A 23,863-nucleotide genomic window follows, 5' to 3' on the forward strand; every position below is an offset into this window, starting at 1 on the left:
GGCTTGTCCCCGCCCGCCCGTTGAACGACTCGGTTTGAATCGTTCACGCGGGGCGGGGGACAAGCCCCGCACCCTACACCGTTCTGCGCGCAACCGCACTTACTTATTGAATAAAGTCCGGGCGAATCAGGTTTTCGAAGGTGAAGATTTCGTCCCACTTTTCCTGAGTGAGCAGGCCGCGCTCGGTAACGGCAATATCGTGGACGGATTTGCCGGTTTTGAGAGCTTCCTTAGCAATATCGGCCGAGGCCTCGTAGCCGAGCAGTGGGTTGAGCTGCGTGACGATGCCCACGCTGCCATATACTAGCTCGGCGGCGTGCTGGCGGTTGGCCGTGATGCCCACCACGCACTTTTCGCGCAGCGTGCGGCACGCATTGCTCATGTAGCTGATGCTGGTGAACAGCGCAAAGCTGATAACCGGCTCCATCACATTGAGTTGCAGCTGGCCGGCCTCGGCGGCCATGGTCACCGTCAGGTCGGCCCCTATCACGTAGTAGGCCGTCTGGTTCACCACTTCGGGAATTACCGGGTTCACCTTGCCGGGCATAATGCTGGAGCCAGGCTGCTGGGCGGGCAGGTTGATTTCGTTGAAGCCGCAGCGCGGGCCCGAGGACAGCAGGCGCAAATCGTTGCAGATTTTGGAGAGCTTGACGGCCGTACGCTTCAGCACGCCCGAGAGCTGCACGTAGGCGCCGGTGTCGTAGGTGGCCTCGAACAAGTCGCCGGCCAGCAGTAGCTCCAAGCCCGAAATGGTGCTCAGGTGGCGCGTAACCAACTCGGCGTAGCCGTTAGGGGCGTTTACGCCGGTACCAATGGCCGTGGCACCCATGTTGATTTCGCTGATGAGACGGCGGCTGTCCTCGATGCGCGAAAGTTCCTCGTGCAGGTTGGTAGCGAAGGCCCGGAACTCGTCGCCCATGCTCATCGGCACGGCATCCTGCAGCTGGGTACGGCCCATTTTCAGCACGTCGCGAAACTCGTCGCCCTTGGCGGCGAAAGCTTCGGCCAACTCGCCCAGCCCTTGGCTGTAGCTCACCAGCTTAAGGCTGAGGGCGATGCGGAAGGCCGTTGGGTAGGCGTCGTTGGTGCTTTGCGAGCAGTTGACGTGGTTGTTGGGGTGGCAGAACTGGTACTCGCCCTTCTGGTGACCCATGATTTCGAGGGCCACGTTGGCAATTACCTCGTTGGCGTTCATGTTCACCGAAGTGCCCGCGCCGCCCTGAATCATGTCGGTAGGGAAGTGGTCGTTGAACTCGCCGGCCGCTACCCGGTCGCAAGCCGCGGCAATGGCCTGGGCAATGTCGGCGGGCAATACGCCCAGCTCGTGGTTGGCCAGGGCGGCGGCTTTTTTCACGAAGGCCAGGGCGCGCACAAACAGCGGCTCGGAAGAAAGGGGAATGCCCGTGATGGCGAAATTTTCGAGGGCCCGCAGCGTCTGGATGCCGTAGTAGGCCTGATTCGGAATCTCGCGCTCACCCAGAAAATCGTGTTCGAGGCGGAAGTCAGCAGTTGTCATAAGTAATCGGCAGCGGATGGTGGGAAGTAGAACACGAAGGTAGGCCTCCCAACCGAAGCAGCCACCCAACTGCGCCAGGTGGGCGCCGCCGGGTGGCTGCTTCAGTTCGGTTCGCCGGCCTGGTTCGCCGGTTTAGCTGGCTGTCTAGAAGTTGTAGGCCAGGCCGCCGGTTACGGCCGTCGATTTGCCCACGTTGCGGCCTGCCACGTAGGTGCTGCCGCCCACCACCAGCCCAAAGCCCTGCGCCAGCGGCCGGAAGCCGCTCACGCCCACCCGGATAAAGTTGACGCGGGTAGCCGGGAAAAAGCCGTCGAAGCCCGGCTGCAGAATATCGGTGCCGGGGCCCGAGCGTTGCATGGTAGCCCAGCCATCAACGTAAATAGAAGGGCCAGCGTAGCCGGTTTTCAACTCGGCCAGAAACGCGTTGGGTACCCGGCCCGAGCGCAGGCTGTAGCCCGCCTGCCCGGTTACGAACACGCCCGAGGCCGTCTGCAGATGCGCAATGCCGGAGCTGGACACTTTGGTAGCGCGGTTGCCGATAGCAATGATATACTCCAGGCCCTGCTCGCTCTTATACTTACTGGCCGGCGTGCTCACGCTCACGGCGCCCAGCAAGTTCAGCACGCTACTGCCCAGCACCGTGGAGTAGGCCTTGAACTTGAGCAGCCCGGTTACGTCCTGCAGCCCCTGGCGCACATTGGTGTACCCCAGGTCGTTGATTACCTGCTCGCCAGCGTGTCCCTCGGAGCGGATATACGGTAGACTTACGACGGCCTCAATTTTATCGGTGAGGCCGTAGTTGGCAAACAGGTTGACCGACTGAATCTGAATCCGCTCGAAAATTGGTACGCGGTCAACTTTTTCGGGTACCAGATATACCTGCTGGTACCACTCCTGGGTGGTGGAAATAGAGGCCGAGCCATGTTTGTGGCCCGACATAAAGCCGTTGCTCAGGCTCTGGGCCGAGGCGTGCAGAGCGCTCAGCAGCAAAACGGCCACGATGGGCGAGAAGTAGCGTTGTTTCATCGAAAAAAAGAGGTTAAACGAGAAATAAAATTAAAGGCGCTTTGAACGGAATAACACAATTCCCGATTCTGGAACAAAAGTAGCCTTTCTTAGTTATCCTGGTTGCCGACTTACGAAAGATAATCAGCCAACGGTTTGCAAATTGACTAAATCCGTAGAACTTTTGTTCTCGTTAATACGCCCTGACTTCAATAACAATTGCCGAAAAACCCAATTTTTGTTTCCTAAAAATATGACTACATTCTCTACACGCTGTTTTTGCCTTCTAGGGGCCGGTGCGCTGCTACTGGCCAGCTGCTCCGAGAAGCAGGATGCCACTCCCTCTATTGCTGCCATTACCGTTAACACGGCCGAGTTCCAGATATTGGAAGATGCCGCTGTACGCGGTGGGGTAGTGCCGCTGCTATCCAATAAAAATCCTAATGATCCCAGCGGTAACTTCACGGTTTTTGCGCCCAACAATGCGGCTTTCGCCCGGCTAGGCCTGAATGCGGCAGCTGACCTGAACAGCCTGCAGAAGGAATTCCTGACCAACACGCTGTATTACCACGTAGCCAACGGCAACCTGCCAGGCACCGAGCTGACGGCCGGCAGCACTTCCGCCTCGGCCCTGACTGCCGCCTCGGACATGCCGGTAATCCGCCGCATTGTGGTTCGGGCCGATGGCACGCGCTATGTGAACGGCTCGCGCATAGTGGCCACCGACGTGCCGGCCGCCAACGGCACCATTCATGTGGTGGATAAGGTGTTGCTGGCTACCGGAGTTGATATCGTGCAGTCGGCGGTGGCCCTGAGCCAGGCCAAGGTATTTGTACAGCCGGAACTGACGTTTCTGGTGGAAGCCGTGCTGTACGCCGACCTGGCCGGCGCCCTGTCGGCCACGCCGGGCAGCCCGCAACTGACCGTTTTCGCCCCCACCGACCAGGCTTTCCGCGAGTTGGGCACCCTGTTGAACGTGCCGCTGCTGGTACCGGCTGATATCCGTAAGCTGCCTAAAGCCACCGTGCAGGCCGTACTGCTCAACCACGTGGTAGCCGGCAGCCTTTTCACGCCCGAAATGCCCGAAAACGCTGCTGTAAAAGCACTGGGCGGGGGGAGCCTGCGCCTAGGGCCTTTCGCGGCTGGCACGCTCACGGTGCAGGGAGCCGGCAATGCCACCCCGGCCGGCATGGTCATCCCCGATGTGCAGTGCACCAATGGTACAGTACATGTAATCAACCGGGTGCTTCTGCCCTAGTGCCCCGGCTGGCAATTGAGGCACCAGGGTATAAGCTCAACCGTATATTCAATATTTTGTGGATGCCATCCTTATGGCCGGCTTCAACCCTATGATTGTTTACATACCATTTCGCCGCTTTCAGCGCGCGCTGCTTTATCTGAGGTTGCCGGCGGCGTTGGCATGGATGCTGGTGCTGCTGGCAGGGAGCCTACCGGCGCAGGCGCAGGGCCCGGGTAAGTACTCGCTCGAAGGTGAGTGGAAAGGGCCTCTGGCCGTACCGGGCGGCAGCCTCCCCATTCAGCTTGTTGTAACGGAGCTGGCCAGCGGCAACCGCTTCGCCGTGCTGAACGTGGTGCCCCAGCGCATCAACCGCATTCCCACTACGGTGGAGCAGCGGGGCGATACGGTGCTGTTTGTGGCCGAGCAGGTGGGTTGCCGGTTTAAAGGCGTGCGCACCCCCGAAGGCAACCGCCTGACCGGTATCTGGAGCCAGCCCGGTTACCAGGCGGCCCTCACGCTGGAGTTTGTGCCGCCCCCGGTTGCCGCCGCCCCCAAAAGCTTTAAGTTTCCGCTCCCCTACCGGGTGCAGGAGGTAAAATTTGCCAACGAAACCGATAAGATAGACTTTGCCGGCACCCTGACTATTCCAGCCGGCGAGGGACCCTTCCCGGCCGTGGCGCTGCTATCCGACTGGGGTGCCCAGGACCAGGATGGCCGCTACGGCGACTATAAGCTGCTGGGCGGTTTGGCCGATTACCTGACCCGGCGCGGCATTGCCGTGCTGCGCTTCCCCGACCGGGGCGTGGGCGAAACCGGGAGCCGCACCGAGCTGACCAGCCCCGAAGACCGGACCCGCGACGCCCAGGCGGCGCTGCAGTTCATGCGTACCCAGCCCCTGCTTGATGGGGCAAACCTGGGCCTGCTGGGCCACGGCGAAGGGGGCAACGTGGCGCTGCTGGCGGCCGGCGCCCCCTGCCCCCGGCCTTTGTAGTGACGCTGGCCGCCGCCGGACAGTCGGGCCTGGAAGTGCTTAGTGCCCAACCCGCCGTGGGCTGGCAGGCCGCCATGGCCGATTCGCTGCTGGCCCGCACTGCCCGCGAGCGAAGCATCACCCAGGCGGCCGGGCAGGCCCGGGTAGAGAAAATGCGCAGTAGCGGCGCCAACGCGGCGCAGCTGCAGATACAGCAGGAGCAGGTGTTTCTGCGGCAGCGGGCCGAGGAGAAGAAGCGCCTGGAGGCGCTGGCCCGGGACCAGCGGCCCCTGCTCGATATTGTGCGCCGCACCCCCGACGATGCCACCGCCCGCAACCTGTTGCTACAGGCGCTGCGGGTGCAACGGCCCAACCAGCCCGATTCGACCTACGCTGCGGTAGCAAACCGCCTCACCACACCCTGGACCCGCTCGTACCTGCGCTTTTACCCCCAACAGGAGCTGGCAGCGGTGCAGTGCCCGGTGCTGCTACTGCACGGCTCCGACGATTTGCTGCTTAGTCCCGATGCCAACCTCAGCTTGCTGACTAAGGGCCTGAAGGGCAGCAAACTGGCTGAAAGCCGCCAGCTGAGCGGCGTCAACCACCTGTTTCAGGGTCCCGCCAATGAGTGGCCGCTTATCGACGGCCGGCAGTCCCCGGCGGTATCCACAGCAGCCCTGGATGCCATCCGCACCTGGATTCAGGCCTTGGCCCCACCGGCGAAGTAAATAGCGCATTGCCACCACTAGGAGAAAGCAACAGCGCCCGTTTCGCAAGGAAAACGGGCGCTGTTGCTTTAGCGCTGGAAATTATGACGGCCGCATTTACGCCGCCCGGACCAGTGGGGTAACTACTTCAATATCCAAGATTTCCACTACGAAGCCCTGCTCGGCTGCGTAGCTTTTGCGGTAAGAAACCAGCAGCGTCCGCCCCTTGGCCGACTCGGCCGTAGTGGTGCAAATTTCGCCGTAGGCCTGCTCATTTTCGAGGAAAGGACGCAATTGCTCAATGGTAGGCAAGAACTCGGCGGGCAGCAGCCCCTGCCGCTCCTGCAGCTGCACGGCACTCACTGGATACAGAAATCGGGTGGGGAAAAGCAACATAAAACCGGGGAAGAAATGGCGGAATAGCAACCCCGAAAAAACACCTCTATTCACTGGATAATTCCCTGAGCCACACTATTCGCAGGACCAATTCACCAGGTGATTTTCAACCAAAGAAGGGCACGTTTTACGACTCTTCAAAATGTAAAATTCGGCCTCCACTCCTGTCCAGGAAACGACTACAAAACTCGGTAACTCAAAAGACGAGCTCCGCCACTACGGCCGTCGAGCCGCCCGCGTCGTCGTCGGTTACCAGCAGCAGCTCGAAGTGGCCGGGGGCCAGTTGCTGCCGCACGGCCACGCTTTCCACTTTGCCCTGGTAGGGCCGGCCATCGGGCCAGGCTAGTTGGGCCAGCCTTGCTCGGGTCCCATCAAGCGGCAACACACCTACAAATGAGCCTAACACGACTCCGTCAAGCACCGCATCAGCCGTGTCTTCTACTGAAGCCGTTACGAACAGTTGCCCCGCAAACCAGGCGGCACCCGAAAAACCAGCGGACTTGCCCTCAATAGTGGGCAACCGGAAGCGGAGGGCCTGCACGGCAGGCGGGCGAGGCTGGCGGCGGTGCAGAAAATCCAGCGTGGCAGCCAGTGGCAGCCGAAACAGCAGGTTACCACCAACGGCCGCCCCCACAGTGCGCTGTAGCAGCAACAACTCGGTTTCGGTGGCGGCGGCGGCTTCCAGGTTGAGCGTGGCACCGGCTGGCAACTGTGGCCGCAGCGCCGCGTATAGGCCCGTCATACTCAACGGATACACGGTACCGGGCAGGTTATCAGGCCCGCTCAGTGGCACCCAATAGCCCTGCTCGCGGGCCGCTGTGGCCCCCGAGCCCAGGGCCAGCAGCCCGGTTTCGCCGCGAGTGGTGCGCAGGATAGTCAGGCACTCCAGGTCGGGCTTGAGGTGCTTGGGGATGCGGCCGGCGCTGAAGTGGGCCGTTTCGAACAGCGCCGTGGGCTGGCCGGCTGCCAGCGTGGCCGCATCGAGCCGGTAAAGCCAAGGCGAGTCGTCGCCGATAACGTACAGCGCATCGCCTACCAGCTCGGCCCCCGAAGCGGAGGGCAGCTTAGGCAGGGCAACTTCGCGGTGAACTATGGCATGCATGGCAGTAATTGAGTAGCGAAGCCAACGTGCCGGGCGGCATCGGCGCTTTATTTCACAATAGTAAATTCGACCCGGCGGTTGAGCTTGCGGGTATTTTCCTGGGCGTTGGAGGCGCGGGGCCGGCTGCCACCCAGGCCCACGGTGCTGATGCGCCGCTCGGCCACGCCCCGGCTCACCAGGTAGCGTTTCACCTCGTTTACGCGGTCTTCCGACAGCTTTACGTTCAGGTCGGCGCTGCCCTGGTTATCGGTGTGGCCTTCGAGGCGGATGTTCACCATGGGGTTGTCTTCGAGGGTGCGGGCCAGGCGGTTGAGCTCGGTGTAGGAGGCCGGCAGCAGCGTAAACTTACCTTGGGCAAAAATGAGTGTGGGCAGCTCCAGGCTCGAGCCCACGGCAGCCGGTACCAGCGTCAGCTCCACGCTGCGCGAACCGGTCATGGTAATGGTATCGGTGGCCGTGAGGTAGCCTACGCGGGTGGCCTGAATGCGGTAACGACCGGGCGGCAGCGTCATCTGGAAGGCTCCCAGCGCTACATCGGTACGGGCCGTGGCATTGAACAGCAAGTCGTTGCCCAAGCGGTTTACCTGCACCTGGGTAGCCAGGGCCTTATTGGTTTTGGCATCGAGTGTACGGCCCGTAAGCAGCGTGCGGGGCGTGGCCGGCGTAGGCGTTACCACGGCTACCGGCGGGGCGGCCACCGTGTCGGGCGCAGCCGGGCGGGCCCCGGTGGCCGTACGAAATAGGTCGGCGGGTCCATTTACTGAAGCCGTGGAGGAGAAAAAGGCCTGCTTCTCATCCGCCGACAAGCTCAGGTAGGCATTGAAGCCGGGCCCGTTGATGGGGTAGCCCAGGTTGCGCGGCTCGGTCCATTTAGTCCAGGAGTCGTCGAGGCGGGTACTCACAAAAATATCGGAGCCGCCGTAGCCAGCGTGGCCGTAGGAGCTGAAGTAGAGAGATTTACCGTCACTGGATAGCCAGGGCGCGAAGTCGAAGCCCGGCGAGTTAATGACGGCTCCCAGGTTGAGCGGCTGGGTCCAGAGGCCGCTGGGCGTGGGCCGGCTCACGTACAGGTCGTTGGCCCCTTCCGAGTCGCTGCGCTCCAGGCTCAGCAGCAGAATCTGCTGGTCGGGACTCATAAAGAAGCCCGTGGCGGCGCCGGCGGTGTAATAGTTGGCTACTTCCACTACTTGGGGGCGGTTCTTTTTGGCCGATACACTGCGCGGTACTTTGCTCAGGCCCACGTCCTGAAACGAGCCGTCGCGCCCGTAACTACCCCGTACTATCAGGGTCTTGCCTTCTTCCACTATGCTCATCACGCCGTTGTGCTGGCTGGTATTGAGCGCATCGAAGCGGGTGGCCGGGGCCCAGGTACGGCCGCTATTAGCCGAAGTGCTTACCCAGATGTCGCCCGATTCGGTGACGCCCTCGGTGTTGCCGGCGAAGCGGGTACGGCTGAAATACAACGTATTGCCATCGGGCGAAACTACTGGCTGCAACTCGTTACCGGCGGGTGTGTTCAGACTCAGCAGCGGCTCGGGCACCCCGAAGCCGGGCAGCGAGGGGTCCAGGTTCAGGCGCAGCTTAAACAGCTTCCACTGCTGCGAGGCACGGTTCTGAGGCTTCTGGCCCACCACGGGCGTCCCGTTGAACTTGTCGGCGGCGGCCAGCGAGACGCACTTATCGTTGCCCCGGCTGATGAGCATGAAGCTACCCAGCGGGCCTGAAGGCACCAGTTTCCACTGCTGGTAAAAGCTGCCGTCCCAGGGGCGTTGGCTCAGGGGGGCATTTTCGTCGGGGCTGGTGAGGGTGAGGCACTGGCCGGTGTGGCGTACCACAATACGGAAGAACTCGCTGCCCGCCGAAGCCGGCACAAAGCGCCACTGCTGGCTATCGGTGTGGGTGAACTCCCACTGCACGGCGGCGGCACCGGCTTCGGCCGAAGCATTGGCAATATCGAGCGAACGACCGCTGCTACGCGCCACTACGCCGTACCAGGCCGAAGGATCGGGCAACAATGAGCTGCCCGGCTGGGCCTGGGCATTGGCAGAAAGCAGAAAAAACAAGGAAAGCAACCAGGCGGTCCGGCGAAGCAAAAGCTGAATCATGCACACAAAACGATGAACGAGCCGGCAAGTTACCCCATTTGCCGGGCTGCCTGCCTGCGCCCCCAACACCATGGCACCGCGCCTCCCAACGGAAGCGCGGTGCCGGTTTATCTGGCCCAACCACTCGGGCAACGGTTGGCAGATGGCTGGCTAGTTGTTGTGCATGTACTTGAAGCGTACGAACCGCTCGTTCTCGTAAATGGCCGCGAAATGCCCACCGGAGGTTGGGTTGTCAGTTTTGCGCGTAACAGATTTACGGCTGACAGTAGCAGAGGTGGCAGAATGAGACCCGGCACTCATGGCCGGTACGTGGCAAATGAAGGAGAGGATTTTTGACGACATGGCAGCAGGCAGTTTATATGAGTAGAAGCGTAACAGGGGGTCGTTCTCGCAGGCCGGGGGTGCCGCCGCCGGCAGAAAACAGCTTTGGAGTAGCACCCAACAACATGACGATATTTTTATTCAATTGAATGATACCAAGGTACATTTTTTATTGATAAAATCTAAAACATCCTGTCATTATCGCAAAAAATACGTGGCAGCACGTAGGCATACTTCTCCACCAGCAGCCGAACAGCTTATCCTACAGTAACCACTACCCTGCTTATCCCCCTTGATTGCTGCATAAGGCCCGAAACCGGTAACGCACAAACGCCCGCCCCGCAACCGTGTGCCCACCCGAGGAGGCATGTGGTTACGGGGCAGGCGTATTCGGCCGGCGGCTCGGGGGCAGCTACGCCAGCAAGTTGTGGCGGATGGCGTATTGAATCAGGCCCACCACCGATTTGGAGTTGGTTTTCGCTAGCAGGTTACGGCGGTGGGTTTCCACTGTTCGCTCGCTGATAAACAGTGCTTCGGCTATTTCCAGATTGGAGTGCTCGCGGGCCACAAGCTGCAGAATTTCCCGCTCGCGACGAGTGATGGCGGGCAGACGGGCAGCCTTCAGGTCGCCGGCAATCTGCTGGCTCTCGAGCAGCGTATCGGCCACATCCTGGCTGAAGTAAGTGCGGCCGGCAGCTACCTGCCGGATAGCAGTGCTCAGTTCTATGCAGGTGGCGGTTTTGAGCACGTAGCCGGCCCCGCCGGCCTCCAGCACTTCGGCCACCGTGGCGTGGTCGTGAAACATACTCAGGGCCAGCACTCGCACATCGGGCCAATTGGCCCGGATGGCGCGGGCCAGCTCGATGCCGCTCATGCCGGGCATGCTCAGGTCGAGCAGTACCACCTGCACATGCGGGTGGGTTTCGAGCAGTTCCAGCGCCTGCTCGCCACCGTTGGCCTGGGCCACCACCTGCAAATCGGGTTCGGGCAGCAGCATTTGCCGGATGCCTTCTACTATCATCGGGTGGTCATCCACCAACAGTAAGTTGATAACGGTTCCAGGCACAGCAAAAGCAGACATAGAAATACGATAAGCCCCGGGCCCGAGGCTGCCATAACAGGCCCAAGCTACAGGAAAGATACATAAATCCGGGCGGGGGCATATTGGGCTAGGCCCACCCTGGCAACGCGACCGGGGCATTGGCAGTAAACCAAGGTAGTATCCCTACTTTATCTTTTTCCACCCGATTCTCACACGTTTCCCCATGCGTAAAGGCACCCAGGTAAGTTGGAAATACGGCACCGGCACAGCTACCGGAAAAATCGAGCAAACCCACAAGGAAACTGTCAGCCGCAAAATCAAAGGGGCTGAAATTACCCGCCACGGCACCCCCGAAAACCCCGCCTACCTTATCGTGCAGGAAAACGGCGACAAAGTGCTCAAGCTGAAAAGCGAAGTAACGGCTGCCGGCTAGCTCCGCTGTCAGCCCCTATGCAAAAGCCCCATCAGAGAGTTCTGACGGGGCTTTTCCAGGTTTGAAACCGCTGAGCAGATGCTTAGAGGTTGTCTTTATCGGGCTTGATGAAGGCTTCCTCATCCATTTCGGTCGGCACCACCACCACGCCCTTCTGGAGCATGGAGTTGCGCTTGCCATAGAGGAAGTACACGATAAAGCCCAATACCATCCAAATGGCCGCTACTTCCAGCGTAGCCACGTCGAGGCCAACAATGAGGGCCGAGCACACAAGGGCTCCCATAATGGGCACCAGCGGAAAGCTGGCCGACGAAAGCGGGGCCCGGAACGGACGCGGCTGGTCGGGGTCCGACTTGCGCATAATCCACACACCCAGGCTCACCAGCACAAAGGCCAGCAGCGTACCGAACGAGGTCAGGTCGCCGGCCAGGTTACCGGGCACGAAGGCTGCGAACAGGCCCACGAACACCATCAGAATGAGGTTGGACTTGTAAGGCGTGTTGAAGCGCGGGTGCAGTTCGGAGAAGGCCTTAGGCATCAGCCCGTCTTTGGCCATCGAGAAGAAAACCCGGCTCTGCCCCATCAGCATTACCAGCATTACCGACGTGAAGCCCAGCAGGATACCTACCGTCACGGCCGTGGCCAGCCAGCCGTAGCCGGTCATGTGCGCACTAATGGCGTAGCTCACCGAAGCCTCGCCGCCCACCGCCGGATCGGCGAATTCGCGCCAGTTGGCCACGCCCGTCAGTACGTGTCCGAACAGGATGTAGAGTACGGTGCAAAGAGCCAGCGAACCGAGGATGCCGATGGGCATGTCGCGCTTGGGATTGCGGGCTTCCTGCGCGGCTGTGCTCACGGCGTCGAAACCGATAAAGGCGAAGAACACGATGCCCGCGCCACCCAGAATGCCGCCCCAGCCGTGCTTGTTCCAGCCTTCGTAGGTGCGCACCACCTCACCGGCAGCGTTTTTCACTACGGCATCGGCCGGAATCAGGTAAGGCGTGTGGTTGGCGGGGTCGATGAACTGCCAGCCTACCCCGATGAAGACGATAACGATGAGCACTTTCAGCACCACGATGACGGCGTTGAACATGGCCGACTCCTGCGTGCCTTTCACCAGCAACAGGCTCAAAGCCACGATAATGAGCAACGCCGGCAGGTTGATGAAGCCCTGCTGGGCCACGCCGTCAATCACAGCGCGCTCCAGGGGAGAATGGCTTAGGGCATACGGTATTTCCGTCCCAAAAGTCTCCAGAAGCTTGTTCAGATACTCGCTCCAGGCGATGGATACGGTAGCCGCCCCCAGGGCGTATTCCATGATGAGCGCCCAGCCGATAATCCAGGCCACCAGCTCGCCCATGGTAGTGTAGGCGTAGGTGTAAGCCGAGCCGGCAATGGGAATCATGGCGGCAAACTCGGCGTAGCACAGGCCGGCGAATACGCAACCGAAGGCAGCCAGAATAAAAGCCAGCGTTACGCCCGGGCCGGAGGCCTGCGCAGCAGCGGCGGCAGTGCGCACAAACAGGCCCGCTCCAATAATAGCGCCCACGCCCAGGGCCACTAGGTTGCCCGCGCCCAGCGTCCGTTGCAGGGTACCGTGCCCGGTGGAGTTGGCCTCGCCCAGGAGCACGGCCAGCGGTTTTTTGGCGAAAATATTTGCCATAGGGGAAAACGAAGATGGAAAGAAGTGAAAAGATGAGATGCCAAGTAAGCGAAGCGAACTGCCGCTTCTTTAGGAGGCCCAATATAGGGCGATAATCCGGTTTCGAAGGCCCTGTTTGCCGGCGCAGGCAAAAAATCAACCCCATTAAACCTGCCGGCCGCACGGAGGTCTATCGGCCGTAAACCAAGTCCACAGACTTTCCTTTTATGAAAAAGTTGCTCATTCTGCTGGCTCTTGCCACCCTATCGGCCGGCGCGGCTACTGCCCAGGTTTCGCCCGGCCGCAAAAAGGCGACGGCTGCTACCATGCAGGGCGCCTCGCCCGACGCCCCCGCCGGAACCGCGCAACGCCAGCCGCCTTTGTCGGCCGAGCAGCTCGCCGACCGTTATACCCAGCAGCTGGGCCTCTCGGCCGAGCAGCGCGAACAGCTGCTGCAGCTCGAACAAACCCGCCGCACCGACGCCCAGACCCGCCGGGCCGGCGGCCCACCACCGGCAGGTACCAACCGGGCCGATGGGCGCCAGACAGCCCAGGCCCGGCAGCAGCAGTATGAGGCCCAGCTAAAGGGCATTTTCACGCCGGACCAATATGCCCGCTACACCCAACTGCGCCAGGAGCGCCAGGAACAGCGTGGCAACCGCCGGATGCAGACGCAACATTAGCAGGCGGCCTGCGCTAGCCGGAACTCGTTTTGGGCCGGCTGATACTGGGTGCCGCCCGCTGCGAAGCGCTACTTTGGCTGGGGCCCGTACCAATTGGAGTGGTGCTTTTCTACTGGGTAGGATGCCGGTGCGAGCAACTTTTGCAGCACGGAGCAATTGGGTTACGTATATTTGAAAGTATGCCCCTCTGCAATGGCCCAGCAATGGCCGGGGCACCTTTCACCACATCCAACACCCCATGAGTCCTCTGCCCAGTAGTACCGGCTCGGTACAAATTCAGCAGTTCTACGATAAAGGCCTGGCCCACGCCAGCTACGCCATCCGCAGCGAAGGTCAGATTGCCCTCATCGACCCGGCCCGCGACCCGCAGCCCTACTACGATTTCGCCGATGAGCACGAGGCCCGCATTGTGGCCATCATCGAAACCCATCCCCACGCCGATTTTGTTAGCTCGCATCTCGAAATAGCCCAGGAAACCGGCGCGCCCATCTATATCAGCCAGCTGGCCCAGGCCAGCTACCCGCACCAGGGTTTCGACGACGGCCAGCGCATTGCGGTGGGCACCGTCGAGCTGCACGCGCTCAACACGCCCGGCCATTCGCCCGACTCCATCAGCGTGCTGCTGATGGATGAGCTGGCCCAGACCCGGGCCGTATTTACCGGCGACACGCTATTTGTAGGCGACGTGGGCCGGCCCGATCTGCGCGAATCCGACGCCGTGGGCGGGCACAGCCGCGAGTCGCTGGCGGCCCAACTCTACCAAAGCACCCGCCAGAAACTGATGACGCTGCCGGCTTCTACCCGGGTGTATCCGGCCCACGGCCCCGGCTCGCTGTGCGGTAAAACCACCAGCTCCGACCTCGACAGCACCATTGGCAAGGAAACCAAAACCAACTATGCCCTCCAGCCCATGAGCGAGGAGGACTTTGTGAAGGTTTTGCTCGAAGACCAGCCCTTTATGCCCAAGTATTTTGGGTACAATGTGCTGCTCAACAAACTGGGGGCCCAGCCCTTCGAAGACAGCATCCGGACGGTACCGCGCCTGCGCGACGAAACCGAAATGGAGCCCGGCCTGCTGGTGGTGGACACCCGCCCGGCCGACGAGTTCCGGGCCGGCCACCTGCCCGGGGCCATCAATTTGATGGATGGGGGCAAATTCGAAACCTGGCTGGGCTCGATTGTGGGGCCCGACGAGCCGTTCTACTTACTGGCCGACTCGCAGATTGCCCTCGACACCATCATCCGCAAGGCGGCCAAAATCGGCTACGAAACCAACATCAAAGGGGCCCTGCTTGCCCCCCGCGACCAACCGATAACCAGCGCCGCCACCGATGTGGAGCAGGTGCGCCAGCACCCCGACAGCTATACCATCGTTGACATCCGCAACCGCACCGAGGCAAAAGAGCGGCTGTTCGAAAACGCGTTGGTCATTCCGCTGCCCGAACTGCGGGAACGAACCGCCGAAATTCCGACCGATAAGCCTGTGCTGGTACACTGTGCCGGCGGCTACCGCTCGGCGGCCGGTGCCAGCATTGTGCAGGCGGCACTGCCGGGCGTTGCGGTGTACGATTTGGGTGAAGCCGTTACTTCCTTTCAGGCGCAGCCTGTTAGATAGCTCTAGATGCCAGCTATGAATGACATAGATGCTCACGCTGCTTGGAGATTAATAATCAAAGCACTTGGAATGATAGTAGGGAATTCCATACAGAACCCATCACCAATAGGCCATATAAATGGTTTACGGCTAGTGCCTCGTCTGATTGCGTTTACATCAGCAAAGCATTGAATAACAGTCCTTCAAGTGAAATATCAGTGAATAGAAAACTGAGTTTGAAGGTATTCGAGAGAGTTCTTCCACTATACTTCAGAAGAATAAAGGGTGATAAAGTGAGTAAAGAGGCCACTACTATCACTCGCAACCAAGTTTATTACTACTCTCTGATCAAGAATCTGGTAGATATCCAATAGTGGTTTCTCGGGGAGAAGCGCGAATGTTCTGCGTAGGCACACAGATAATCACCTTAGTCCACACAAAAACCTTCGCGCGCCTCTGCAGGAAGCTCATTCAAAACCCATGCGCGTATTGCACACCGCCGACTGGCATCTGGGCCAGCGGTTCATTCAGGGCCACGAGCGGACCGAGGAGCACCGCCACTTTCTTGACTGGCTTATTGCCACTATTCAGGAGGAAAAGGTGGAGGTGCTCATCGTGGCGGGCGACATTTTCGATAACGGCTCGCCCTCCAACCAAGCCCTGGAGCTGTACTACGATTTCCTGCTGAAGCTGCGCCAAACCGACTGTCGCGACGTGGTGGTGGTGGGCGGCAACCACGACTCGCCGGCTACCCTGAACGCGCCGGCCCGACTGTTGCGCCACCTGCGGGTGCATGTGGTGGGCTGCGTACCCGAGTGTTTTGAGGAGCAGGTACTGGTGCTCGATGATGCCGCCGGCCGGCCCGGGCTGGTGGTGTGCGCGGTGCCGTTTCTGCGCGACCGGGACGTGCGCCTCTCCGTGCCCGGCGAGTCGGCCGAGGAGCGCGAAACCCGCATTAGGCAGGGCCTGGCCGACCATTATGCCCGCGTGGCCGAGGTGGAGCAGGTGTGGCAGCTGAAGGCGCTGGGGCTGCCCGTGCTGGCTACCGGCCATTTATACGCCGCCGGGGCCTCTCCCTCCGACTCGGAGCGCACCATTCATGTGGGCAACCTGGGCCAGGTAACCGCCGACCACTTTCCGGCCGTTTTCGACTACGTGGCGCTGGGCCACCTGCACCGGCCTCAGCGGGTGGGCGGGCAGGAGCATATCCGCTATTCGGGCTCCCCCATTGCCTTATCATTCTCCGAAGTAGACCACGCCAAGGAAGTGCTGCTGGTGGAATTTGCGGCCGGCAAAGTGGCCAGCCTGAACAGCCGGCCGGTACCGGGCGCACGGCGGCTGGTGCGCATGCATGGCACGCTGCAGGAAGTTACTGCGGCCCTAACGGCCTACGACAACGCCGGCTACGCGCTGCCGGCCTGGGCCGATGTGCAAGTGCATTCGGAGTTGAGCCAGCTGGAAGTAGCCGAAACGCTGCTGAAAGTAGTTGACGCCCTCGACCGGCAACAGCTCGTGGTGCTGGCCCGCCGACACCTGCGCCTGATTGCCCTGCGGCCCCTGGGAGCCAACGAGGAAGCCGAAGCCAGCCTCACCCGCAGCCTGCACGATTTTACGGCCCGCGAGGTATTCGAACAACGCCTGGAGGCCGAGCCGGCCGAGGCCCGCGCCGAGCTGCTACGCACTTTCGATGAGCTGCTGGAAAGCCTATAAAAGGCGGCTTGGTGGCCGGGGGCTGTGGTGAGTCTTGTATCTTTGGCAGAGAGAGCCGGGGCACATTTGCCGTGCCGCAGCCCTCTGTTCTGGGCCCGCGGCAGCTTATAGCCCCCGGTCCGCGCACTTCTACCCTGCTGGTTTCTATGGCTGTATCCCAAATCGTTCGTCCGCTGGTGCGGCCCTTTGCCGAGTTTTTCCGTCGCGAGGCTGCGGGCGGCATCATGCTGATGGCCAGTGCCGTGCTGGCCCTGGTACTGGCCAACACCAACTGGGGTCCGGCACACTTTTTCCCGCAGCTCTGGGACAAGCACCTCACCCTCACCGTGAATGGCGTAGGCCTGAACCTGAGTTTGCTGCACTGGATCAACGATGGACTGATGAGTATTTTCTTTCTCATCGTGGGCCTGGAAATCAAACGCGAGTTGCTGGAGGGCGAGCTTTCGGACCGGCGGCAGGCCACGCTGCCCATTGCGGCGGCCATTGGCGGCATGGTAGTGCCGGCGCTGGTGTACTTTTTCGTCAACCGGGGCGGACCCGCCGCCAATGCCTGGGGTATTCCGATGGCCACCGACATTGCTTTTGCGCTGGCCGTGCTGCAGCTGCTGGGGCCGCGCGTGCCGTTGGGCCTCAAGATATTCCTCACCGCCCTGGCCATTGTCGATGACCTGGGGGCCGTGCTGGTAATTGCCGGCTACTACACCACCAACCTGCACCTCAACTCCTTATACCTGGCCCTGGGCGTGTGGATGCTGCTGATGAACCTGAACCTACTGGGCGTGCGCAGCCTGGTAGTGTACCTGCCGCTGGGGGTGCTTATGTGGTTTTTTATGCACGAATCGGGGGTGCACGCCACGCTGGCTGGCGTTCTGCTGGCCTTCACCATTCCTTCGCGCATCGGCATGGCCAAGCCCGAGCTGCTGCTCATGCTCAACAGCCGCCTGAGCATGCTGCAGGACGAGGTGCATGGCGCGGGAGCCAACCCACGCATCATCAGCGAGGAGCTGGAGTACCTTTCCGACTCTATCAGCTCGCCGGCCCAGAAGCTGGAGCAGCGCCTGCATTCGGTGGTGGCCTTCGTTATCATCCCGCTTTTCGCCTTCGCCAACACCAGCCTCGAAATCGATGCCTCGGTGTTCCGCGACCTGCTTACGCCGCTGGGCCTGGGCATCATTCTGGGCCTCACGGTGGGCAAGCCGCTGGGCATCGGGGCCCTGAGCTGGTTGAGCATCCGCTTGGGCTGGGCCTCGCTGCCGGCCGGCGTTACGTGGCGGCACATCTGGGGCGCGGGCCTGCTGGGCGGCATCGGCTTCACTATGTCGCTGTTTATCACGCTGCTGGCCTTAGGCGAGCACACGGCTGGCGAGCCGGTGGCCAAGCTGGCCATCCTCACCGCCTCGTTCATTTCCGGCACGCTGGGCTTTTTGCTGCTGCGCACCATGCCATTGCCGGAGACAGTGGTTGTGAGTGGCAGTAATTAGTGAGAGTCAGAAAATAGCAAACCGTGCTCTGGCAACTTAGTGGTCGTAACTCACCACGCGCGTTACTTGCCAGCGGCCGTCTTTCAGTCGCCACACCATCATATTCTTAAAGGTTCCGCAGTCATCTTTGCCGTTTTCCACGTGGCAGAAGCGGTGCAGGTAGGTTTCCACGGCGCCGTAGTCCTTGATGGGGAACACCTCCATGGTGCCGGGCATGAGTTGCCGGTTCAGGCCCGTGGTCTGATTCTGCTCGAACATGCGGCGGAAGCTGTCCATCGTCTGCCGGAAATCAGATACGCCGCCTTTGTCGTGGTAGAACTCCAGGTCGTCGGCAAAATAGGTTTGTAGCTTATCTGCGTCGTGCTGGTTGAAGGCCGCAAACATGGCGCTGTCCAGCCGGGCAATGGTGCGGTAGAGCTCCGGCGAAACGGGCGCTTTGGGCGCTGACGACACCGGGGCCGGGGGCTTTACCGTGGTGCAGGCGCTGCTCCCGGCCAGGGCCACCAGTACCAGCAAGGCGTAGCGGCGGCTGGGGTAGTTGCTTTTGCTTCGTAGGTGGGAGTTGCTTTGCATGAACCAAAGAAAAGGATTCGGCACTATTTGCCCGCTCGCAGGCCCTTGTTTCCCGTCTCGCAAAAACGAAGGCCGCGCATCATTGGCGGCCGGGCTGCGGATGATGCGCGGCCTGCAGGAGTAGTGAGCCGCTCTCCGGGTTGCCCGGGTTACGGCATAGGCCGCGCCCAGCCGAACAGCTTATCTTTGCAGGCCCCGCTCCTGCCCCATTCGCTCCGCATGAAGATCCTTCGCGTCCGCTTCCTCAACCTCAACTCTTTGCGCGGCGAGCATTTCGTGGATTTCAGCATTGCCCCGCTGGCCGATGCGGGCCTGTTTGCCATTACCGGCGCCACCGGGGCGGGCAAAACCACCATCCTCGACGCCATTACGCTGGCCCTCTACGGCCAGGTGCCCCGCCACGAAACCACCGGCCCCGAGCACGTAATGAGCCACGGCACGGGCGAGAGCTGGGCCGAGGTGGAGTTTGAGGTGAACGGCCGGCAGTACCGCAGCAAGTGGGGCCAGTACCGCGCCCGCAAGCGCGCCGGGGCCAACCTGCAGGACCCCAGAATGGAGCTCAGCGAGCGGAAACAGGCCGAAGATGGCACCGAAACCTGGGAGTTTCTGGAAACCTACAAATCGAAAGTACCGCCGCGGGTGGCCGAGCTGAGCGGGCTCGAATACAAGCAGTTTCTGCGCTCGGTGCTGCTGGCCCAGGGCGACTTCACGCGGTTTCTGAAGGCCCCGGCCGGCGAGCGGGCCCAGCTGCTGGAGAAAATCACCGACACCAAAAAGTACTCCGATATCTCGCGGGCGGCCTTCGAGCGGGCCAAGCACGAAACCCAGCAGGTGGAGCAGCTGCGCCAGGGCCTGAACGGCGTGGCGCTTCTCTCGCCCGAGGAAGCAGCTTTTCTGGCAGAAGAAGCCCAGGGCCTGACCCGCCAGCTGGCCGGGGCCACTGCCGGCCAGGAGCAGCTGCGCGTAACGCAGCGCTGGCACCAGCGCCTGCACGATTTGCAGCAGAAGCAACTCAGCGCCGGGCTGCGCAGCCAGCAACTCGCCGCTCAGGCCGAAACCCTCGCTCCGCAGCGCCAGCGGCTGGCGTTGCACCTGCAGGCCCTGCCCTTCGCCCCCGAGCTGGCTTTGCTGCGCCAGGACTCCGGGCAGCTGGCCCGCTTGCGGTCCGAAGTCGAACGCCTGCACCAGCAGCTGCCCGAGTTACAGCAGCGCCGCACCACCGCCGAAACGGCCCGCCTCGCCACCCGTAAGGCCCGCGAGGACGCTGCCCTGGCCCGCACTACCCGGGACCCCGATTTACGGGCTGCCGAGCAGCTTGATGTAAGTCTTGCCCAGCAAACCCGCGAGCTGGAAGGCCGCAGCCTGGAGTATAAAAAGAAGCTGGCCGAGTGTAAAGACCTGAGCGCCGAGCTGGCCGCTGCTACCGCCCGCACCCAGCAGGCTCGCGAGCAGCTGGCCACTACCGCCGACTGGCTGCGCCAGCACAGCCACCGGGCCGACATGCTGGAGGCTTTCGGAGCTTTTACGGGCCTGGTGCAGGACTATGACCGGTTGCGCGGCGACGATGGCCAGCTGAACCTGCGGGTTACTACCCTCGACAACCGCCTGCGCGAGGCTCGGCAACAGGAGGAGCAAGCCGCCGCCGCCGCCCGCCTCGCCCGCCAGCACCTTAATACCCACGAGCAGCAGGCCCAAATAGCCGCCGCCACCCGCGACGAGCAGCTTCGTGTGCTGCACCACCACGTACAGACGTTGCGCCGCGAACTGGCCGCCACCGAAACCCACCGCGAAACCCAGCGCCAGCTGATACAGGCCCAGCAGCTTATTCTCAGCCACGAGGAAGCCCGCCGGCAGCTGCAGCCCCACGAGCCCTGCCCGCTGTGTGGGGCCCTGGAGCACCCCTACGCGGCCGGCGTGCTCGGCCTCACCAACGCCGGGCTGGCGCAGGAGCAGGCCAAAGTAGAGAGCCTCACCCAGGAAGCCCACGCCCTCAACGCCCGCGTCAACCGCCTCAGCACCTTCCTCAACCTGCTCGAAAACACGGGCGGCGATGCCAGCCGCGTAGCCCCCGACGCGCCTCTGCAGTTCATTACGCCGGCCCGCGAGGAGGCTGTACCCGCCGCAAGCCGGGCGCTGGTGCAACAGCTCAAGGAACTGGAGGAGCTGCGTACCGTCGCCGAAAAGCAGCTTGCCCAGGCCCTCTCGGAGCAGCAGGGCGCCGGGCGCGCCCAGGTGGTCACGCAGCAGGATTTGCAGGAAGCCCGCCGGCAGCTCGCAGATGTGCGCGAGCAGCTGCCCACCATAAAAGCGCAGCTGGAAAGCCTGCTGATCAACTTCGGGCTCACGTTTACGGGCGAGAACGGGGCCGCCATGCATACCCGGCTGCGGACGCTCGAAACCGAATTCAAAGACCACCAGGCCGAATTCAACAAGGCCAGCAAGGATGCCGACATAGGCCAGGCTCTCATCGAGCGGCTGGCCCACGACGAGCAGGCGGCCAAGCGTTGGCTGCAGGAGCACAAGCAGGGCCTTGTAGACCAGCACCTTGCCATCGAGCGGCAGAAATCCCAGCGTCAGGCCCTGCTGCCCGAGCCCGATGTGGCCGCAGTGCGCCAGGCACTGGAACAGGCGGTGACGTTGGCTGAACAGGCAGCAGAGCAGGCTGAGGAGCAGTTTCGCCAGCACGATACGGCCCTGACGGTGGCAGCCGACCAGCTCCGCCAGCGTGAGCTCGACTCTGCGGCCCAGCAGCAGGCCCACGACCAGCGCCATACGGCCCTAACCGCCAACCTAGCCGCCGCCGACCTCCCCCCCAATCCCGCCGAGCTATTACCGCTGCTACTCCCCGAAACCGAAGCTGCCACGCTGCAAACCCAACTGCGCCGCCACGAGCACGAGGTGGCGCTGGTTGAACAGACCCTCACTGAAACCGGCACTGAGTTGGAGCAGCAGGCTGCCCGCGCCCTCACCACCGACGCGCCCGAGCATACTGCTCAGCAACTGGCGGCCGCCAACGAGCAGCTGGCCACGCTCAACCAGCAGCTGGGGCAGCGCCAAGAGCGTCTCAGCGCCCACCACGCCGGCCAGCAGCGCCACGCCGAACTGGCCACGGCCCTCGAAAACCAGCAGCAGCAGGCCCTGCGGTGGCGGCACCTGGCCGAGCTCATCGGTTCAGCCGACGGCAGGAAGTTCAGCGAATTTGCTCAGGGCCTCACGCTGGCCCGCCTCGTCGACCTGGCCAACCGCCACCTGCACCGTTTCTCCGACCGCTACCGCATCCTGCGCCACGCCGAGCAGCACCTCGACCTGCTCATTCAGGATGAGTACCAGGCCGGCGCCGTGCGCTCGATGAACTCGCTTTCGGGTGGAGAAAGCTTTTTGGTGAGCCTGGCGCTGGCGCTGGGCCTGTCGGAGCTGGCCGGCCGCCGCACCCAAATCGACACGCTCTTTATCGACGAAGGCTTCGGCACGCTCGACCCCGACACGCTCGACGTGGCCCTTTCGGCCCTCGAAATGCTCCAGGGCACCGGCAAAACCATTGGCATTATCTCGCACGTCGAAGCCCTCAAAGAACGCGTCAGCACTCAAATCAACGTCCGCAAAGGCACGGGCGGCATCAGTTCGCTGCAGGTGCTGGGGTTTGGGGAGAAGTGAGCAGTGAGCAGTTAAACAAGGACCGTCATGCTGAGCGCAGTCGAAGCATCTCTACCGCAATGCTAACTCAATGTCAGGATTGCCATTGCGGTAGAGATGCTTCGACTGCGCTCAGCATGACGGTCCTTTTCTCACCGCTCACTCCTAAACCTCTCCTACCGCCTTCACCTGCGCCCAGCTCCAGTACTTTTTCGGCTCTACTCCGACGTAGCTCTCCTCAAAAAACGCTACTACTTCCCGCTCCAGAACCTCGGGCGCAATGGAAGAGGCGTAAATCGGGCGCTGGTCGGGGTCGGCGTAGCGCTGGGACTTGCTAAGGGTGCGGCCGCTCAGGCGCAGCAGCGGGCCGGTGTCGGTAATGCCCTCGTGGGTCCAGCGGCGGGGAGTGGTTTCCAGTTCGTTCAGGCGGTCGGCGAGGGGCGCGAGGGGCAGCCGGGGCAGCGTGGGGCGGCTTTCGAGGTCAATCCAGGTGGTGTATTTGTACTCCAGCTCGTAGCGCTGGTCGTCGTAGAGACTCAGCACTATATCGGTGCCGATGCTGGGGCCGAACAGAGCATAGTAGGGCACTGGCTCGGGCATCTGCACCACCGTCAGGCCAATGGCGGGGTAGCGGCGCACGGTGGCGGCGGGGCTTTGCATAACGGCTACGGCCTGCTTTACGCGCGCAAACTCCGGCTCCCAGGCGGCACGGCCGGCCGCGGGTTTTTCCAGTAGCTCAGCGAAGCGGGGCAGAAACCAGGCGAACTTCTCGGCCGAAGCTTCGTCTTCGCGGCGGCGGCGGGCTGGCGCGCCAAAGGGTTCATAGAAACGGGCCTTTTCCTCGGCATTCAGCCAGCACACCAGTTGCAGGGCGTGGTCGGCGAGCGGGTGCTGCCAGTCGATTTCGCGAAAGTCGCCGAGAATGGCCACGAGGCGCAGCAGAGGTTCGTGGCACAATGCCAGTTCAGGGTTAAGCAGCGCCCACACGCCCACGAAGCCGTCGATATCGAAGTGGTTGGCCGTTACGGCGCAGGCCTGCAGGCCGGGGGTAGCAGGCGCGTGCAGGGCCCGCAGAGCCGAGCCGGCACTGGTATCGTCGTGCAGGGCAACGGGCGTGGCGGCCCCGCGCCAGTGCGCCAGCGTGAGCACTGCACCCAGCCCCGTGCTGTCCACTACAATGGTCGGCTGCCGGCGAAGCGCCCGAAACGGAACAAAATATCTGGACAAAGCGGAGAGGTGAATGGGGGCGAAAGGTAGCAAGGAAGGCAGAATAGCACTTCGCCTTTTTTACTTCCTTTCACTTCCTGCCCCGCCGGTTGCTGATGCGCTCTACCCGGCTGCGGCGAATCCAATGCAGGTATTTCTGCAGCTCTTCGGCCGAGCGCAACTGCTCGATGCTGGCGTAGTGGCGGGCCAGGGTTTTGTTGTCGAGTAGCAGATGGATGGTACTGTGGCAGGGCTGGCAGAGGTCGGCGGTGGGGCCGTGGCGGCCGCCCTCCTCGCGGGGCACCAAATGGTGACGCGACGTCCGCTGTACATCCCGCTCGCACAGCGCGCACCGGTTGCCGCCAGGTTCTTCGGTAGCTGTAGTGAAATCAATAGGCATAAACGAAACCAATGGGTAGCAGGCGCTGCTGAAAAAGAACACGCGGCCGGTTGCCGGGTTTCGCGAATTTTACGGCTGCGTTCGGTGAGCTGCCCAACTCCACA

The 23,863-nt window shown here is 62.0% G+C and carries 19 protein-coding genes; 9 read left to right on the top strand and 10 right to left on the bottom strand.

Annotation, left to right across the window (positions count from 1 at the left end):
* Positions 1-103 precede the first annotated feature (103 nt).
* Both aspA and D0N36_RS17390 read right to left on the bottom strand, forming a co-directional pair.
* Positions 104-1,516 (bottom strand): aspartate ammonia-lyase, encoded by a 1,413-nt coding sequence (gene aspA, locus D0N36_RS17385; protein ID WP_116943095.1) that lies wholly within the window; start codon positions 1,514-1,516, stop codon positions 104-106.
* Between the two features lie 144 nt (positions 1,517-1,660).
* The gene (locus tag D0N36_RS17390) at positions 1,661-2,542 is read right to left on the bottom strand and encodes a hypothetical protein (protein ID WP_116943096.1); all 882 of its coding nucleotides are present in this window, start codon (positions 2,540-2,542) and stop codon (positions 1,661-1,663) included.
* Positions 2,543-2,774: 232 nt separating this feature from the next.
* On the opposite strand from D0N36_RS17390, the gene D0N36_RS17395 reads away from it, so the two are divergent.
* Genes D0N36_RS17395 through D0N36_RS17405 form a run of 3 tightly spaced genes read left to right on the top strand, consistent with a single transcriptional unit; the run spans position 2,775 to position 5,459 of the window.
* Entirely contained in the window at positions 2,775-3,779 is a 1,005-nt protein-coding gene (locus tag D0N36_RS17395) for a fasciclin domain-containing protein (protein WP_116943097.1), read from the top strand.
* 58 nt (positions 3,780-3,837) lie between these two features.
* Entirely contained in the window at positions 3,838-4,752 is a 915-nt protein-coding gene (locus D0N36_RS17400) for a serine aminopeptidase domain-containing protein (RefSeq protein WP_147320960.1), read from the top strand.
* A complete protein-coding gene (locus tag D0N36_RS17405) occupies positions 4,752-5,459 on the top strand; it encodes an alpha/beta fold hydrolase (protein WP_116943099.1) in 708 nt (235 codons plus the stop codon). The genes D0N36_RS17400 and D0N36_RS17405 overlap by 1 nt, the downstream gene beginning before the upstream one ends.
* Positions 5,460-5,555: 96 nt before the next feature.
* On the opposite strand, the gene D0N36_RS17410 is transcribed toward D0N36_RS17405, so the two are convergent.
* The 4 genes from D0N36_RS17410 to D0N36_RS17425 form a co-directional block, all read right to left on the bottom strand.
* Complete coding sequence (locus D0N36_RS17410; RefSeq protein ID WP_116943100.1) at positions 5,556-5,834, bottom strand: hypothetical protein; 279 nt, start codon at positions 5,832-5,834, stop codon at positions 5,556-5,558.
* 196 nt (positions 5,835-6,030) lie between these two features.
* Positions 6,031-6,936 carry a DUF6929 family protein gene (locus D0N36_RS17415; RefSeq protein ID WP_116943101.1) on the bottom strand — a complete coding sequence of 302 codons (906 nt, stop codon included), beginning with the start codon at positions 6,934-6,936 and terminating at the stop codon, positions 6,031-6,033.
* 47 nt (positions 6,937-6,983) lie between these two features.
* Positions 6,984-8,999: an RICIN domain-containing protein gene (locus D0N36_RS17420; protein WP_190242743.1), complete on the bottom strand. Its 2,016-nt coding sequence runs from the start codon at positions 8,997-8,999 to the stop codon at positions 6,984-6,986.
* 775 nt (positions 9,000-9,774) lie between these two features.
* On the bottom strand, positions 9,775-10,443 hold the full coding sequence (locus tag D0N36_RS17425; RefSeq protein WP_190242744.1) for a response regulator: 669 nt from the start codon (positions 10,441-10,443) through the stop codon (positions 9,775-9,777).
* A gap of 184 nt (positions 10,444-10,627) precedes the next feature.
* Between D0N36_RS17425 and D0N36_RS17430 the strand changes: the two genes are divergently transcribed.
* Complete coding sequence (locus D0N36_RS17430; protein WP_116943104.1) at positions 10,628-10,837, top strand: hypervirulence associated TUDOR domain-containing protein; 210 nt, start codon at positions 10,628-10,630, stop codon at positions 10,835-10,837.
* 82 nt (positions 10,838-10,919) lie between these two features.
* Here D0N36_RS17430 and D0N36_RS17435 read toward each other — a convergent pair whose 3' ends face one another.
* On the bottom strand, positions 10,920-12,500 hold the full coding sequence (locus tag D0N36_RS17435; protein ID WP_116943105.1) for an amino acid permease: 1,581 nt from the start codon (positions 12,498-12,500) through the stop codon (positions 10,920-10,922).
* A 206-nt stretch (positions 12,501-12,706) separates the two neighbouring features.
* Between D0N36_RS17435 and D0N36_RS17440 the strand changes: the two genes are divergently transcribed.
* From D0N36_RS17440 to nhaA, 4 genes are all read left to right on the top strand, one after another.
* Positions 12,707-13,162, top strand: coding sequence for a hypothetical protein (locus tag D0N36_RS17440; protein ID WP_116943106.1), 456 nt, complete (start codon positions 12,707-12,709; stop codon positions 13,160-13,162).
* A 238-nt stretch (positions 13,163-13,400) separates the two neighbouring features.
* Positions 13,401-14,777: an MBL fold metallo-hydrolase gene (locus tag D0N36_RS17445; protein ID WP_116943107.1), complete on the top strand. Its 1,377-nt coding sequence runs from the start codon at positions 13,401-13,403 to the stop codon at positions 14,775-14,777.
* A 459-nt stretch (positions 14,778-15,236) separates the two neighbouring features.
* Complete coding sequence (gene sbcD / locus D0N36_RS17450; protein ID WP_116943108.1) at positions 15,237-16,466, top strand: exonuclease subunit SbcD; 1,230 nt, start codon at positions 15,237-15,239, stop codon at positions 16,464-16,466.
* 146 nt (positions 16,467-16,612) lie between these two features.
* Positions 16,613-17,947, top strand: coding sequence for a Na+/H+ antiporter NhaA (gene nhaA, locus D0N36_RS17455; protein WP_116943109.1), 1,335 nt, complete (start codon positions 16,613-16,615; stop codon positions 17,945-17,947).
* Between the two features lie 36 nt (positions 17,948-17,983).
* Here the strand turns inward: nhaA and D0N36_RS17460 are convergent, their stop codons facing one another.
* Positions 17,984-18,520, bottom strand: coding sequence for a nuclear transport factor 2 family protein (locus D0N36_RS17460; protein ID WP_116943110.1), 537 nt, complete (start codon positions 18,518-18,520; stop codon positions 17,984-17,986).
* Between the two features lie 219 nt (positions 18,521-18,739).
* Here D0N36_RS17460 and D0N36_RS17465 point away from each other — a divergent pair, with 219 nt between their 5' ends.
* Positions 18,740-22,174: an AAA family ATPase gene (locus D0N36_RS17465; RefSeq protein WP_147320963.1), complete on the top strand. Its 3,435-nt coding sequence runs from the start codon at positions 18,740-18,742 to the stop codon at positions 22,172-22,174.
* Between the two features lie 144 nt (positions 22,175-22,318).
* On the opposite strand, the gene D0N36_RS17470 is transcribed toward D0N36_RS17465, so the two are convergent.
* Both D0N36_RS17470 and D0N36_RS17475 read right to left on the bottom strand, forming a co-directional pair.
* Positions 22,319-23,380, bottom strand: a complete 1,062-nt coding sequence (locus D0N36_RS17470) for a DUF6687 family protein (protein WP_116943112.1) — start codon at positions 23,378-23,380, stop codon at positions 22,319-22,321.
* A gap of 70 nt (positions 23,381-23,450) precedes the next feature.
* Complete coding sequence (locus D0N36_RS17475; RefSeq protein WP_116943113.1) at positions 23,451-23,759, bottom strand: HNH endonuclease; 309 nt, start codon at positions 23,757-23,759, stop codon at positions 23,451-23,453.
* Between the last annotated feature and the right edge of the window lie 104 nt (positions 23,760-23,863).

Source organism: Hymenobacter lapidiphilus (assembly GCF_003417065.2).
GTDB lineage: Bacteria > Bacteroidota > Bacteroidia > Cytophagales > Hymenobacteraceae > Hymenobacter.

What these genes read in the sequence shown, in the direction of transcription:
- aspA (WP_116943095.1), bottom strand. Translation starts at nt 1,516, where the DNA reads ATGACAACTGCTGACTTCCGCCTCGAACACGATTTTCTGGGTGAGCGC.
- D0N36_RS17390 (WP_116943096.1), bottom strand. Translation starts at nt 2,542, where the DNA reads ATGAAACAACGCTACTTCTCGCCCATCGTGGCCGTTTTGCTGCTGAGC.
- D0N36_RS17395 (WP_116943097.1), top strand. Translation starts at nt 2,775, where the DNA reads ATGACTACATTCTCTACACGCTGTTTTTGCCTTCTAGGGGCCGGTGCG.
- D0N36_RS17410 (WP_116943100.1), bottom strand. Translation starts at nt 5,834, where the DNA reads ATGTTGCTTTTCCCCACCCGATTTCTGTATCCAGTGAGTGCCGTGCAG.
- D0N36_RS17415 (WP_116943101.1), bottom strand. Translation starts at nt 6,936, where the DNA reads ATGCATGCCATAGTTCACCGCGAAGTTGCCCTGCCTAAGCTGCCCTCC.
- D0N36_RS17425 (WP_190242744.1), bottom strand. Translation starts at nt 10,443, where the DNA reads ATGTCTGCTTTTGCTGTGCCTGGAACCGTTATCAACTTACTGTTGGTG.
- D0N36_RS17430 (WP_116943104.1), top strand. Translation starts at nt 10,628, where the DNA reads ATGCGTAAAGGCACCCAGGTAAGTTGGAAATACGGCACCGGCACAGCT.
- D0N36_RS17435 (WP_116943105.1), bottom strand. Translation starts at nt 12,500, where the DNA reads ATGGCAAATATTTTCGCCAAAAAACCGCTGGCCGTGCTCCTGGGCGAG.
- D0N36_RS17440 (WP_116943106.1), top strand. Translation starts at nt 12,707, where the DNA reads ATGAAAAAGTTGCTCATTCTGCTGGCTCTTGCCACCCTATCGGCCGGC.
- D0N36_RS17445 (WP_116943107.1), top strand. Translation starts at nt 13,401, where the DNA reads ATGAGTCCTCTGCCCAGTAGTACCGGCTCGGTACAAATTCAGCAGTTC.
- sbcD (WP_116943108.1), top strand. Translation starts at nt 15,237, where the DNA reads ATGCGCGTATTGCACACCGCCGACTGGCATCTGGGCCAGCGGTTCATT.
- nhaA (WP_116943109.1), top strand. Translation starts at nt 16,613, where the DNA reads ATGGCTGTATCCCAAATCGTTCGTCCGCTGGTGCGGCCCTTTGCCGAG.
- D0N36_RS17460 (WP_116943110.1), bottom strand. Translation starts at nt 18,520, where the DNA reads ATGCAAAGCAACTCCCACCTACGAAGCAAAAGCAACTACCCCAGCCGC.
- D0N36_RS17465 (WP_147320963.1), top strand. Translation starts at nt 18,740, where the DNA reads ATGAAGATCCTTCGCGTCCGCTTCCTCAACCTCAACTCTTTGCGCGGC.
- D0N36_RS17475 (WP_116943113.1), bottom strand. Translation starts at nt 23,759, where the DNA reads ATGCCTATTGATTTCACTACAGCTACCGAAGAACCTGGCGGCAACCGG.